This is a genomic window from Pedobacter sp. MC2016-14 (assembly GCF_020991475.1).
Classification (GTDB): Bacteria; Bacteroidota; Bacteroidia; order Sphingobacteriales; family Sphingobacteriaceae; genus Pedobacter.
This window is the reverse complement of record NZ_JAJMPA010000001.1, coordinates 2,557,820-2,573,181: the sequence shown is the minus strand read 5'-3', so window position 1 is coordinate 2,573,181 and position 15,362 is coordinate 2,557,820. Positions and strand designations below refer to the sequence as shown.

The window sequence follows — 15,362 nt, the reverse complement described above, 5'->3', positions numbered from 1 at the left end:
ATCTTTAGATTAAAAGGTGATGTTTGCGCCAAATTGAATTCCTCTGGGCTGTGGTGGCGTAGCCGTATCCAATCCGTCCAGGTTTTGCCCTGAACTGCCTGAACTCTCCGGATCTGCACCGCTGTATTTTGTAGTAATCCATAAGTTGGTACCCAATGCATAAAACCTTACCCTATTTAGGCCAACTTTTGAGCTGATAGCGGTTGGAAGGGTATACCCAATGGTTACCGATTTTAGCCTGATAAATGAACCATCTTCCAGATATCTGCTATTTTGTTCGATGTTGTAATTGTTACCCACACTGGTTACGCGGGGGGTATTGGTGATCTGGCCTACCTGTGTCCACCGGTCTAACTGGCTTGCCAATATAGATCTTGATGCATCTCTGGTTCCACCGCCTTCAAGAATGTATTTATTGAAGTTAAACACCTTGTTGCCATACTGATAGGAGAAAAATAGGTTGGCATCAAATCCTTTATAAGAGAAGTTATTGGAAAACCCACCGAAGAAATCCGGAATGATATTACCCATCAATTGCCTGTCGGCAGTAGTCACAGTAGTACTTGCAGAACCGTCTGCACGCTCAAAAACGGCATCGCCTGTTTGCGGATCTACGTAGAGTTGTTTGTACAACCAAAAGCTACCTAACGCGGCCCCTTCTTCTGTCCTCCTGTATTCACGGGCCTCAAAAGTAATGGGGCTAACTAATTTTTCCGCTTTATTTACATTTCTGGCAATATTGAAGTTGGTAGTCCATTCAAAGCCTTTGGCTTTAATAATTGTTCCTGTTAGGGAAAACTCCAGTCCTTTATTGCTTACCTCTCCTGCATTGGCCAAGGTACTTGAATAACCGGTTGACTGTGGAACTGGAAGGTAGAGCAATGCATCTGTAGTGTACTTATAATAAGCGTCTAAATTGATGTACAAACGGTCTTTGAATAATCCCAAATCAACCCCCACGTTATAGGTGGTAGTTTTTTCCCATTTAAGGTCTGGGTTTTTCAATTGTGCAGGTGCTACACCAGGCTTTGGCCCACTGGTTAAATCGTCAGGATAGGCAGCGGATCCTGACCAGAGCCCTAATGCTGCATAATCGTTAATTCCATTCTGGTTTCCGGCAGATCCTGCACTTAACCTCAGCTTAAATTCGGAGATCGATTCTACATCCTTTAAGAAGGATTCTTGCTTAATCCGCCATGAAGCACCAATGCCCGGGAAATAACCCCAACGGTTGTTAGCACCAAACTTTGAAGATCCATCTGCTCTTAAAACTGCTTCCAGGTAGTATTTACTATCCAGATTGTAATTTAACCTTCCAAAAAAAGAAGCAAGTGTAGACTTAGAGCGGCGCTGGTCGGCAGTCCTTACCGAAGCAGCAGAAATTTGCTGAAAGGAATTGTTAGGAAATCCCTGACCTACCAACTGCGCAAATTCCAAATCTGTAGTCTGAATACTATTTCCAAGCAAGACTGTGATATTTTGTCTTTCATCTAATGCTTTATTGTAAGACAGTGTTTGCTCATTTAAAAAGATGGTACTGGTGGTTAGCACATCTTTTCGATACCCTAAAGGGTTAGGTGCCCCACCAATAATAGTTTTATCGCTAAAAAACTCGCGTTCATTGTATTTATTGTAATCCAGTCCAACAGAGGTTTTAAATTTCAGGCCCGTGATCACATCCACTTCTACAAACTGGTTTCCGATGTAGCGTACACTGGTAGTAGAAATATTGGTGATATCAGTATTGGTCAGGTTGTCAATATTTTCATAAATAGATCCCCTTGCCGCAGTACCATCTGCATTGTATAAAGGCAAATAGGTTGGATGGTGTAATGCAGCAAGCAGATGCCCGGCTTGTTGCCCGGCACCGCCCCTCACCTGCTGCCTAAAAGTGCGATAAGCCCCATTACTGGAACCGAAAGTCACTTTATCACTTAATTTAACATCAAGGTTCAATTTAAAACTTGCGCGTTGAAAATCTGCAGGTTTTAAGATCCCTTCCTGATCGGTATAACCTGCACCAATATTGTAACGGATCTTTTCGCTTCCTCCTTGTACACTGAAATCATAATTTTGAACCTTAGCGGTACGGAATACGCGACTCAAACGGTCATAAGTCTGCTGATCTTCAGGATTTCCACGACCAGCAACGCCATTGATGACTTCCGAAACCGGGCGAAATGGTCTGTTGGCATAAGTCTGATTTAAACTCGGCCTGTCAATTCCAGAATTGATCCATTGCTCGTTTACCAACAAGGCATGTTCCGGCCCGGTAGTCAACTTCCACAACCTGTCAGGGTCTGCTTTCTGCCAGCCCTGCGAAACCTCAAGGTTATACTTTGGCTTGCCTGAATTGTAGCTACCTCGTTTAGTAGCCACCAAAATTACCCCATTAGCACCCCTGGAGCCGTAAATAGCTATAGCACTGGCGTCTTTAAGTACTTCGATACTTTCAATATCGGCAGGATTAATGTCGGCCAGGGGCGAGGTCTTTTTACCACCAAGGTCTAAGGTTGATAAGGAGTTGTTGTTTACAAAAACACCGTCAATTACATACAACGGCTCATTACTGGCATTAATGGAGGCTGTTCCGCGAACCTGAACTTTTACACCTTCGCCTGGAGAACCGGAGTAAGTACTCACCTGTACACCTGCGGCCCTGCCTTGTAACTGTGCATCAAAGCTAGCTACCGGAACTTGTTTGGTTTCTATTGCGCTAATTTTTGATACTGAACCTACAACGCTTTTACGCGTTTGGGTTCCATAACCCACCACTACCACATCATTTAGCTGACTTGAAATCTCTTTTAGCGTAATAACTACTGGGCTCCCATTGGCGGTGTATTGTTTTTTCTCGTAACCCACCGACCTTATTTCGAGTATATAGGGGAATTTTTGACCTGTTACAAAATCAAACTCCCCGTTACCATTAGTTTGAACGGTATGTGTGGTACCGCTAATATGAATGCTTACCCCTGGAATCCCTTGTTTGGTATCTTCATCAATCACCCTTCCTTTAAGTGTAGAATTGATCAGCGGAACCTGGGCTAAAGAAAATAGCGGTAAAATCAGGAATAAAGGCAGTATGTTGCTCCAAGACAACACCTTCTTTAATAAAGAATACGCATGAATATGCCTATCCTTTTTAAAATTTTGCATAACTTTAAAAAGTTTTAATTAATTATTCGATTGGTTGAAACAGGCATACAGTAGTGATTGGCGTTGCATACTGATTGCCGTTTATAAAGGCAGGGATTAACATTCCTGCCTTTATCATTTTAATAAATTTAAAAGGGAATGTTATTGCATAGCACAGCAACAACAACAGGCAGACGATTCTGCCATGAGGTAGGTAATTTTTGGAGCAAGCTGGTTTAGTAGGTGTGTTTTCATTTACTTAAAATCTATTCATTCAATGATATGCAGCAAATTTAGTATCATTTATTAGAATAACAAATTAAATCTACCAAAATAGTAGATTATACACGAAATAAAACTATTTTGAATAAATATTAATCAGTACGTATGGTAGACTTTCTAACAATAAGCTTGGGTTTGATGCTGACAATTTTTGAAACAGCAGGTGTTTCTGCCCGTTCCTGATCCTGAAAGTACAGGTTTGCCACCGTCCTCCCCATTTCCACACTGTACTGATCTACCGTAGTGATAGAGGGACTACTAATTTCTGTAAAAGGCTCGTTTGAATATCCGCAGATCCCAAGCTCATTTGGTACGGCAATACCCTTTTTTGCCGCAACTTCCATTACACCCAATGCAGAGAAATCTGAAGTTGAGGCAAATATTGCATCAGGAGGCACCGGTAAGTTCAACAACTGTTCGGTAGCAGCAGCACTAAGTTCTTTTGTCCATGCATTTGCCCGCATCAGTTCTGGTATTAAATCTTGACCCTGTTCTTTTAAGGCCCTTAAATAGCCCTCCTTGCGTTGTCTAAAAATATCTAAATGTTGAGGTCCTTCAAGTAATGCTATTCTTTTGTAACCTTGTTTAATCATATGGCTAACAGCTTCGTAAGAAGCTTGCTCATTCTCATTGATCACTTTATAGGTCTCCAGGGCATCTACCACCCTGTCAAACTGAATGAGGCAAATGTTATGGTCCAGAACCTGTTTAAGATGGTCATAGTTCCCGGTTTCTGCCGCAACAGAAATAATTATACAGCCAACATGTTGATTAATTAGCGTGTTTATACAATCAACTTCACGTGCATGGAGCTCATTAGACTGACAAATGATTAAGTTATAACCCTTTTTATAGGTTACCTCTTCAAGGCCAGCTATTATATTAGAGAAAAAATCCTGATTAATTCTAGGGACTACTACCCCAATGGTAGGATTGTTGCCTTTTCTTAAGTTAGCAGCCAGGGCGTTATGCTGATAATTCATTTCAGCAGCAGTTTTAAGCACTAATGCTTTAGTTGCTTCATTGATTTTACTGCTGTTGCTTAATGCTCTTGATACAGATGAAGCAGCAAGATTAAGCTTTTGAGCGATGTCGTATATGGTTGTTCTTTTTTGACGCTTCATATTCCATGTAAAAATGCAAAAAAATAATTAGGCAATCGATTGCAAAATGAAAATAATATCCTACATTCGTTTTATCAAAACCAATATATGTTATTATTAGGAATAGACATCGGTACTTCATCTATTAAAGTTTCTGTTGTTGAAGCAGATACGCAGAAAGTAGTTGTTTCAGCACATTATCCTGAAGAGGAAAGCTTAATTACCGCGCTGCAACCAGGTTGGGCTGAGCAGTCGCCCGAAATGTGGTGGAATTGTATGTTACAAGCATTTGATCGCTGTAAGGCATCCAAAAAATTTGAGGCTAAGGACATTACTGCTATAGGCATTGCCTACCAAATGCACGGGCTGGTGTTGGTTGATAAAGATCAGAACCTATTACGTGATAGCATTATTTGGTGCGACAGCCGGGCCGTAACTCTTGGGAATGGCGCATTTGATACCTTAGGACAGGAGTTTTGTTTATCACACCTGCTCAATTCTCCCGGCAACTTTACCGCAGCTAAACTGGCTTGGGTTAAGCAAAATGAGCCTGAATTATTTGCAAAAGTGGATAAGTTTATGCTTCCGGGTGATTTCATTGCCATGAAATTAACTTCGCAAATCACGACCAGCATCTCTGCTTTATCTGAAGGAATCTTTTGGGATTTTAAAACCAATAGCATCTCTTCTGAATTGATGGAATATTATGGCTTTGACTATAACCTGATTCCTGAGGTTAAGCCTGTTTTTGCAGAGCATGGTAAAGTAGATAGCAAAATTGCCGAACTTACAGGTTTAAAAGCAGGTACACCGGTAACTTATAAAGCGGGCGACCAGCCAAACAATGCTTTGTCTTTAAATGTATTACAACCGGGCGAGGTGGCCGCGACGGCTGGAACTTCCGGTGTGATTTACGGAGTGAGCGACCAACTGGCTTACGACCCACAATCGAGGGTAAATACTTTTGCACATGTAAATTATACAGAAACAGAAAAAAGACTTGGTGTATTGCTCTGCATCAACGGAACGGGGAGCCTAAACCGCTGGACTAAAAATCTTTTTAGTAATGCCGTAAGCTATCAGCAAATGAATTCGGCCGCTGAAAAAATAAATATAGGTGCAGATGGACTTCAGGTATTGCCTTTTGGAAATGGGGCTGAACGCATGTTAAACAATAGGCTTGTGGGGGCACATTTTTGCAACATTGACTTGAATTTACATACGCAATCGCACATTTTCCGTGCGGTACAGGAGGGAATTGCATTTTCTTTTAGGTACGGACTGGACATTATGCGTTCTAACGGCCTAAACCCAAATGTGATTCGTGCGGGCAAGGCTAACCTGTTTTTAAGCGACTTATTTTTGGAAGCCTTTGTAAACAGTACTGGTGTACCTGTAGAATTGTATGAAAATGATGGCAGCGTTGGCGCAGCCTTAGGATCTGGTATTGGCGCAGGCATTTTTTCTGCCCCTGCCGAAGCTTTTAGCAATGTTAAATGTTTGCAACTCATTGAACCTACTATAACAACAGCCTATGAGCCGGTTTACCAGGAATGGCTAAACCTTTTAAATAAACAAGATTAATTAAACCATAATATTAAAAAGTATGACAAGTGTAATTACCGGAGAAAAAGAATTTTTTAAAGGCATAGGTCAGGTAAAATTTGAGGGTGTAGATTCTGACAATCCTCTTGCCTTTCGCTACTATGATGAAAACAGGATTATTGCAGGCAAATCAATGAAAGACCACCTGCGTTTTGCAGGTGCATACTGGCACTCTTTTGTTGGCAATGGAGCTGATCCTTTTGGAGAACCTACCATCATTCATCCCTGGAACGAGAAAGCGGATGCTGTAGAAAGAGCAAAAGATAAAATGGATGCTGCTTTTGAATTTTTAACTAAAATGAACCTTCCTTTTTATTGTTTCCATGATGTAGACGTTGTAGATTATACTAATGATGTAAAAGACAATGAAAAACGCCTGCAGGCATTGGTAGCATATGCGAAACAAAAACAGGAAGAAAGTGGTGTTAAATTACTTTGGGGCACAGCTAATTTATTCTCTCACCGCAGGTATATGAATGGTGCTTCTACTAACCCTAATTTCCACGTATTGGCACATGGTGCGGCCCAGGTAAAATTTGCACTGGATGCAACTATTGCCCTTGGTGGAGAGAATTATGTATTCTGGGGCGGTAGAGAAGGTTATATGTCTTTACTAAACACCGACATGAAACGGGAGCAGGAACATTTGGCTAAATTTTTACATGCCTCAAAAGATTACGCCCGCAAACAAGGATTTAAAGGAAATTTCTTAATTGAACCTAAGCCTTGTGAACCTTCTAAACACCAATATGATTACGATTCGGCAACAGTAATTAGTTTTCTGCGTCAATACGATTTAATGGACGATTTCAAATTGAATTTAGAGGTAAACCATGCTACTCTTGCTGGCCATACTTTTCAGCATGAAGTTCAGGTTGCTGCTGATGCTGGTTTACTTGGGTCAATGGATGCCAACCGTGGTGATTATCAGAATGGATGGGATACCGACCAGTTCCCTAACAATATCAATGAATTGGCAGAAACCATGCTGATCTTTTTAGAAGCTGGTGGTTTACAAGGCGGGGGTATTAACTTTGATGCGAAGATCAGACGGAACTCTACTGACGTGGCAGATTTGTTTTACGCACATATTGGTGGAATGGATACTTTCGCAAGGGCTTTGATTGCGGCCGATAATATCCTTCAAAAATCGGATTACAAAAAAATCAGAACAGAAAGGTATGCTTCATTTGACAGTGGTGCGGGTAAAGATTTTGAAAATGGTAAACTGAGTCTAGAAGATCTAGCCAATTATGCTCATGAGAATGGCGAGCCTGAAACTTTAAGTGGCAAACAGGAATTGCTGGAAAACATTGTAAACAGATATATTTAAATCCAACTTAATCTCTCGTTGTTATGCTCCGTCCTCTTGACAGAGCTAGCGACGAGAGATCTATTCATTCATTTGAAAATAGATCTCTCAATCGTTCCTCATTTCGAGATGACGTTTAGTTGATCCTAAACCAATCGTAATCTACATATCCAGAATCGTTAATCTTTTCAGGTCTGGTTGCAAATAATCCTAATTTTGCACCAATCCACTGCCCTTCCTTGGCTTCAAAAGCCGCGGCAACATTTGTGAAGTCTTTTCCGTCTTTACTATAACTAAACTGGCATACGCCACCTTTACTTACCTGTACCCTCAAATAAGCCTCGTTACCATTTAACTTTGCTATAGTCTTTTCTACTTCTGCTTTGCCCTTGTCTGCACCATTACAGACAGAATAAACGATAGCAATACCAGATTTATCACTTTTTAAAGCCAAACTTGCGTAACTTCTCCCCATAACTATTAAGCCTGTTTTTTCATTTTCCAGTTTAGGATTGGGCATAAACTTTAGTTTGGTAGTTGCCGTAAATACTTCTGTAGGAAACTTTTGCAACAGCAATTGCGGTACATCCCAATAATTTTTGGCGCTGTCAGGTATTTGTTCTGTATACAACCTCAATTTACTTGTAGCGGCGCTTGCAAAAGCCCATGTTGCTTTTGGATTAGCCTGCCACTGCCATTGCAAACCTAATACGTTACCATCAAATTCATCACTTTCTGCAGGTGTAGTAACGGGCCAGCTTTTACCAACATTTGGCTTTTTATAAGTCCTTACAGGTTCTCCAATTCCATCACCGTCTATATCCAAACCAATAACCGGCCAATCCTTTACCCATTTCATGGGCTGCAGGTGTACTACCCTACCGTAAACAAATTTATCCTGAAAATGTAAAAACCAATCTTCTCCAGTTTGGGTAGTTACCCATGCGCCCTGATGAGGCCCATTTACCGAAGATTTCCCTTGATCCATTACTACTTTACGTTCATAAGGCCCATAAATGTTCTTAGACCGCAACACCAACTGCCAGCCAGTTGCCACACCTCCCGCCGGGGCAAAAATGTAATAGTAACCATTTCTTTTATAAAACTTTGGGCCTTCTATTGTAGGATCCAGTTCATGCCCATCGTAAACAATGGTTCCCGATGTAATTGTCTGATCTCCCACAGCATTAAGTTCCTTTACCGCAATTACACTTTTGATTCCTGCCCTGCTGCCTGCATAGGCATAGGCCAGGTATACTTTTCCATTGTCATCCCATAGCGGACAAGGATCTATTAATCCTTTACCTGGCTCCACTATTTTTGGCGCTGACCATGGGCCTTTTGCATCCTTAGCCTTAATTACATAAATCCCAAAATCAGGATCAGGATAGTAAATATAAAACTCATTGTTATGGTAGCGAATTGAAGGTGCCCACACCCCATTTCCATGCTGTGTTCTTGCAAAATGTTCAAATGGAGGCTGACGGGTTAGTGCATGTGTTAGTATTGTCCAGTTTACTAAATCTTTAGAGTGGAGAATAGGCAGGCCTGGTACCGCGTCAAAACTGGAAGCAACCATATAAAAATCATCACCCACGCGTATCGCATCAGGATCTGAATAATCAGCATCCAATACCGGGTTTTTATACTTTCCGTTTCCTAAATCGGCCACCCAAACCTTCGATGTGTTGCCTGTGGTTTTGATGGTAGATTGGGCATGTATATTTAGCGTTGCACTTAAAACAGTTAATGCAGTGATTGAAATAATTTTAAACATTCTACTTGTTGTTTTCCGGATTCCATAGGTCACCGCGATTAAAAATATTTGTTAATGTATAATTTGCTACTTTTTTTAAATGTTTTGACCAGGCTACCCGCTTAGCAGTATTGACACCTGCTCCGGTACTACCATACTCTGCATAATAGGCAGTTCTATCTTTATCCGGGAACATTGCATCACCTTTCCAGGCATTCCATCCTTCTGGTACAATATGCGACCCCATTTCTGTGCGAATGAAAACTGTTTTGGCATATGGCCTCCAGGGCCTTCCAAGAAATACTTTATCTACGCCAGGCGCAGCAAGGAGCTTGCAGTCGAAGAAAACGAAGCCAAACTTTTGGTTTGGCCTGGTGGCAGCCGCTGTAATGTATGAGTTTGAAAGACTTTTTATGGTGCAGCTTTGAAATACTGCAGTAGCTTCTCCAAAAATAAAATCTGTGGTGCCTTGCAAAGAACAGTTGATATAATATTGCCTGCTACCCTCGGTTGCCGCATACAAAGTATCCTGATTACCCAGCAAATGGCAGTTTTTAATAATTACCCGGTCTCCTTCTACATGCAGGGCTACGGCTTGGCCTACCCTTCCAGAAGTATTTTCAATGGTCAGATTTTCTGCTTTAAAATCATTTCCCAGTACCAAAACAGTATAAGAGGTATAGGTGCTAAATTTCTCCAGTCCAAAAGCATCTTTTCCATTAGCATAACTTTTACCTGAATAGTCTGCATTTGTAATGATTGTACTGTCTGGATTTTCCCCAATCAATGAGATGTTTGTTTTCCAGGATGGAATAACAAGTTTTTCATGATAAACGCCTTTTTTAATGAAGATCTTTACTTCTTCTTTGCCCAGATCGCGAACCGAATTTACCGCTTCTTGTATGGTTTTATAATTGCCTGTGCCATCTAATGCAACATGAATGACAGCAGGATATTTTATTTGCTGAGCATAGCCTGAAATTGATACCATCATCAAACAAAACGCTGCAGCAAGTTTAAAAACTATTTTGCTCATTGGAAAAGGTTATATTGGTTAACAATTGTACAAACTTTAAATCAGCTTAAGCAGATAAGCAGCATTAAAATCTATGCAATCGATACCAATGGCGATTACATCTCCTTAAAGGCGCATTGAACGATCTGTGGGTATGGTTTTTGTGAAAGCCTGAGGCTTCAATTGATATATTTTTTCAATCACTTTAGCTGATTTGCAGTAATGTCTTTTACCAAACTATTGATATAAACTTCAATATTGGTATAACCTGTACTTAGATTTTTGCCCTCAGCATTTGCCTTTTTAGGATCCAATCCATTTTCTATTTCCCAACTATCTGGCATACCATCTGCATCGGTATCTAAAAGTGCAGGTAAAGAATTTAAAAGCGGCCAGCCCCCTACATCGGTTTGAGAATCTATAATGCCTTTTTTACCAGTCTTGGAGCCATTAAATGTCACAGTTCCATCTTTCACTTCTGACATGATGCGGGTATCAACCTCATCTCTTTTTAAGCTGGCGCCTCCATATAGCAGCACCGCATTATATGCCTGTACTGCGCTATGCACAGTTATTGCTTCTGCTTCAAAAGGCGAATTCATTTTTGCCAATGCATAGTTTGCATCACCCAAACCTGATCCTTTATCCATACCGCCATTCCAATTGTCTGCAGTAACCGTTGCATTACCATCAACATAATTTCCAGATGCATAAAACTTACCATAACCAGGCCCATATTTAGCCAGATCGGCCTCCATAGAGATTTCCATGATCCTGTTCCTTTTAGAACTTGTTGTTCCCGGCCCAGGTTTATAATAATTGGCTACTAAATTATATTGTCCGTTCTCCCCACCATAGGCACTGTTGCTACCCCAATTGTAAATTACGTTATTGCGGTAGTCAACCTTATCTATGCCAAAAGGACTACTGCCTGTTCCGGTACGGTTACCTCCATCAAACCTTGCATTTCTACTGTTATGATGCGCCAGTAAATTGTGATGAAAAGTCGCGTTCGTTCCTCCCCAAATTGCGCCGTATCCATGGTCATCTTTTTCATGGAATGACTTGTTCAAACTCTCAGAAAGCACACACCACTGCATCGTAAAATTTTTATTGGCATAAAATGAAGAACACTCATCAATTGACCAGCTCATGGAACAATGATCTATAATGATATTTTGATGATATCGTCCCCAAAGGGCATCCTGCTCATTTCTGGTTAAATCTCCCATTCTAAAACGCAAGAAACGTATAATTACATTGTCTGCATCGACATTCATTTCATAATCCTGAATGCAAATTCCGTCACCTGGTGCTGTTTGGCCGGCAATGGTGATGTCTGCATTTTTTATCTGAATGCGACTGCTTAGCTTTATGTTTCCAGAGACTTCAAATACTACGATTCGTGGCCCCGATTCAGCAATGGCTGCTCTTAAGCTTCCTGCACCAGCATCATTAAGGTTAGTTACCTTGATTACCTTGCCGCCACGGCCGCCAGTAGTAGACTTACCAAATCCTTCGGCTCCAGGAAATGCGTAAGCAGTTTCCGACACAGGTGGTTTTGTAGTGTCTTTATTTTCTGTTGTCGAAGGCGAAGCATCAGCTGCTTTTTTCTTTTTGCAATTTGTGAAACCGAAAAAAACAAGCAGTACGATAGAACCTACAATAACTCGATTGAATGTCATAGCAATAATTAATAAACAAAATAATTAGTCTTTAAAGTACAACGGGATGCAAATTGCATCCCGTTGCTTGTTATTAGAAAAGATTACAATCTCCATCTGGGATCTCCAGAACTGGATTTTCCAGCAAAAGTATCATCTTTTATTTTGAAATTTTTGGTTGCTGGCGCTGTAAATAAAGTTGCGCTTGTTCCGGTGTACGGGGTTATCCCAGGAATAAGATTTCCAGCAAATATCACATCAGATGCCTGATAATTATTTGAAGTTGTTGGCGTTGTACCAGCCCTTATTCCTCTTGCGGTTCCCGCTGGTGAATAGGTTTTTGCTAGTATATTATTCTTGAAAGAAAACCCGCTACTAATAGTTTGTGCATTGTAATCAATCAAATATCTTGTATCTGCTATTACGTTATAAAAGGTATTGTTATCAATCGTTACTGACAATGAGGAAGCAGCGTTGTGAAGGATTAAACCAAATCCCAAATTAGAAAAAGTACTATTAGTGATGCTAATGTTATTGATTTTGCCCAAGGCAACATTTGAATTTATAAATGCATAACCACTACTTGTACCATTATCACTAATATCTTCTATGATACAATTGGTGACAATAAAATTATTAATTGTCATCACATTTGTAGACTGCAGGCGCATTGGGGTATTCGTGAAATGCCTGATTAAACAATTTTCGAAAGAAACTTCTTCAGTAACAGTTGGTACATTTTGGTTAATGATATACGCGCGTTTGGTAGTTGTCTCGTCCCCCTTTGCATAACCACTTAATTCGATATTCTCAAAATGTAGTTTCCCGCCAATAGTAGGAAGCATAATTTGATTAAATGAAACAATCGGTTTGTTTGTTGCCACTTCTCCGATGATACTAATATTTATTCCACCTGGAATAGTTACAGTTACATCCGAATTGTATTTTGTGCCTTCCAATATAACAAACCTTGTACTTGTGGTTGCCGCCTGAATCATTGCAGCAAGATCATCTGTTGCGGCAACATATACAACATCGGCACCAGTAGGTAATTCCGCGGTAGTTGTAAATATTTTAGTCCCTCTAACAGCAGCATTTAATGTTAGTACAGCAGTATAAGTTGTTTTTGGTGTTAATCCTGTAATCGTTACTTCACCAGCTGCAACTTCTAATGCCGTTACTGTATGCACAATATTACCCGGATTGACAGTCAAAGTTGTCGCTGCCTGCCCAGCTGGCCAATTTAAAGTCACTGATCTTGCCGTCAATTTTGCAGGAACAATATCCTGAAAAATTTGCTCAGTTTCTGTCGTAAAAGTTGCTGTAACATATTTAGAATCTCCAACGTCCTTACCAACCGCCTTTAGACGTACGGAATAAGCTGTAGCGCCGTTAAATCCAGTTACGGTATAAGGAGCCTGACTAAATAAAACACCTTCAACTTTTTTTACTGGGGTTCCGGAAAAATCAAGAGTTCCATTTGCAAAAAATTCAATGGTATAAGAGTCTGCATTAGTTACTTTGTTCCACGTTAGGCGAGCACCAGTTTTGTTTATGACAACGGCAGTTAACCCAGTTGGAGAAAATGCCCTATCTACTTTAAGCGTGGTAATTTGTTCCAATTCATTTTCCTTACAGCTTACCAATCCTATTAAGAGCAGTAAGAAGAAAACGCCTGTTTTTATATTATTAAAATTCATAAGATGATGATTATAAACCTAAATTTTTGTTATTTAACAGCCCGTTTGAGTTGTTTAAAAAGACTTGCCATATTGGCCAGTACTGCTGTAGGTTAGGATCTTTGATAAATAAAGACTCCCAATATGATGTAGGCTCTCCAGAAGAAACCATTGTCCATGTTTTATTTAATGTATAAGATGCATCTGGAACGCCTGTTTCGCCTGGGTTTAAGCCATAAATCTGAACCGTTTCTCCATCAGCAAGCGTTTTGTAATAAATTTTGGTATTAACAGTAGCATATTTACCTTGCCTGTTTTCAAGTTGAATCAATTTAGTCTTTGCTTCGTTCAGTTTTGAACTTAACTTATTCCAGCGGATCAAATCAGCTTTTCTTAACATTTCTCCAACAAACTCTAATGCCCTTTCGTTTTCTATTGCAAGTTGAAAAGTAGCATCAGATACAGTAGCAGCTGTCATAAATGTGGCGACTTTTGCAGGATCATTTGGAAATGCACGGTCACGGATCATTTTTAAATAAGGAGCGGCAGCGTCATGTCCATCTATCGCATTCACTGCCTCGGCAGCCATCAATACCACATCAGCATAGCGCATATACATCCAGTTTAAACCATCATCATTGGTATTGGTTACCCTTCGCTTCATCCACTCGTAACGATATTTGCCAAAATATTGACGACTAAGGGCCGAAGGAACCTGTATCCCATTTGTCCATTCATAAGAAACTATTGAAACATCCCTTCTCACATCACCGGTTTCATATTCATAATACATGATTGGATTTGGCCCATCATTTCCTCCTCTCGCTTGTGCTGTATATTTATCAGTAGTTGTATGCCTTACACCAAGATCAAAAATTACCCTTCCTCTGTTTTCACTAAATGGAATCTCCCATATAGATTCTAAACCAGCTGCCCCGGCTTCTTCATTCAATTTTACAAATACATCTTTAAAAGCAAGCAGTTTCAAACTTTTGCTATCGATAATGTCAACACATTCTTTTTTTGCAATGGCGTACATTTTAGCACTAGTTAGATCAGGATCCGTACTTAAACGAACGGTACCATCCAAACGCTGAGCATAACCACACGCACCTAAAGCCAAACGAGCTCTTAAACCTTTTGCAAATGCTTTACTTACATGCTCAACTGAACTGGTTTTTGCATTGCCATTTGGCCATGGCAGGTAATTTTGAGCCTCAGCTAAATCTGCCAGTAATTGTTTATAAATCACATCGCGATCACTTCTTGGCAAATAATTAGTAGCCAGTTCAATTGGTTCAAAACGTGCCGGCACATCGCCCCAGCCTTTAATTAGGTCGTTATATAAAACTGCTCTTATTGTTAAAACTTCACCTAAAATCTGAGCCATCTCTGGATTTGCAGCTATGTTACCGTATTTTCTAAGACCTGAAACCGCAAGATTGGCTCTTTCTATACCTTCGTAGAATTTTGCCCAGGCATTATTATCAGTATTCATTTGTCCATTATCTACATTGGTATTGTAATTGGATAATCTTGCCTGTTCACCTGTAGTTGATTTTAAACTGTTATAAACCTCAACATCAGTATTTATACCATAATTTACCAGATAACGGCCACGGTAAGAATTGGTTTCACCAAATGACTGCAGAATTCCTGCTACAGCAGGTTCGGCCAATGAAGGTGTTGAGAAAACAATAGACGGATCTAAAGCAGACTCATTTGGAGTATCAAAAGTGCGTTTACAACCGCTTCCTAAGCCAATTGTGATTACCGCGGATAGTATATATATAATCTTTTTCATGATT

The 15,362-nt window shown here is 40.2% G+C and carries 9 protein-coding genes; 2 read left to right on the top strand and 7 right to left on the bottom strand.

Annotated elements, in window-relative coordinates; translation table 11 throughout:
• Positions 1 to 9 precede the first annotated feature (9 nt).
• The gene (locus LPB86_RS10620; protein ID WP_230643444.1) at positions 10 to 3,159 is read right to left on the bottom strand and encodes a TonB-dependent receptor; all 3,150 of its coding nucleotides are present in this window, start codon (positions 3,157 to 3,159) and stop codon (positions 10 to 12) included.
• Positions 3,160 to 3,512: 353 nt separating this feature from the next.
• Entirely contained in the window at positions 3,513 to 4,544 is a 1,032-nt protein-coding gene (locus tag LPB86_RS10615; protein WP_230643441.1) for a LacI family DNA-binding transcriptional regulator, read from the bottom strand.
• Positions 4,545 to 4,631: 87 nt separating this feature from the next.
• On the opposite strand from LPB86_RS10615, the gene LPB86_RS10610 reads away from it, so the two are divergent.
• Together LPB86_RS10610 and xylA are read left to right on the top strand one after the other, a co-directional pair.
• Positions 4,632 to 6,107 (top strand): xylulokinase, encoded by a 1,476-nt coding sequence (locus LPB86_RS10610; RefSeq protein ID WP_230643438.1) that lies wholly within the window; start codon positions 4,632 to 4,634, stop codon positions 6,105 to 6,107.
• Positions 6,108 to 6,129: 22 nt separating this feature from the next.
• Positions 6,130 to 7,461 carry a xylose isomerase gene (gene xylA, locus LPB86_RS10605; RefSeq protein ID WP_230643435.1) on the top strand — a complete coding sequence of 444 codons (1,332 nt, stop codon included), beginning with the start codon at positions 6,130 to 6,132 and terminating at the stop codon, positions 7,459 to 7,461.
• A 115-nt stretch (positions 7,462 to 7,576) separates the two neighbouring features.
• On the opposite strand, the gene LPB86_RS10600 is transcribed toward xylA, so the two are convergent.
• The 5 genes from LPB86_RS10600 to LPB86_RS10580 form a co-directional block, all read right to left on the bottom strand.
• On the bottom strand, positions 7,577 to 9,217 hold the full coding sequence (locus LPB86_RS10600; RefSeq protein ID WP_230643432.1) for a glycoside hydrolase 43 family protein: 1,641 nt from the start codon (positions 9,215 to 9,217) through the stop codon (positions 7,577 to 7,579).
• Between the two features lies 1 nt (position 9,218).
• Positions 9,219 to 10,232 carry a pectinesterase family protein gene (locus LPB86_RS10595; protein WP_230643429.1) on the bottom strand — a complete coding sequence of 338 codons (1,014 nt, stop codon included), beginning with the start codon at positions 10,230 to 10,232 and terminating at the stop codon, positions 9,219 to 9,221.
• 179 nt (positions 10,233 to 10,411) lie between these two features.
• Positions 10,412 to 11,896, bottom strand: coding sequence for a polysaccharide lyase family 1 protein (locus LPB86_RS10590; protein WP_230643426.1), 1,485 nt, complete (start codon positions 11,894 to 11,896; stop codon positions 10,412 to 10,414).
• A gap of 83 nt (positions 11,897 to 11,979) precedes the next feature.
• A complete protein-coding gene (locus LPB86_RS10585) occupies positions 11,980 to 13,575 on the bottom strand; it encodes a DUF5123 domain-containing protein (protein ID WP_230643423.1) in 1,596 nt (531 codons plus the stop codon).
• Positions 13,576 to 13,585: 10 nt separating this feature from the next.
• On the bottom strand, positions 13,586 to 15,358 hold the full coding sequence (locus LPB86_RS10580) for a RagB/SusD family nutrient uptake outer membrane protein (RefSeq protein ID WP_230643419.1): 1,773 nt from the start codon (positions 15,356 to 15,358) through the stop codon (positions 13,586 to 13,588).
• Positions 15,359 to 15,362 lie beyond the last annotated feature (4 nt).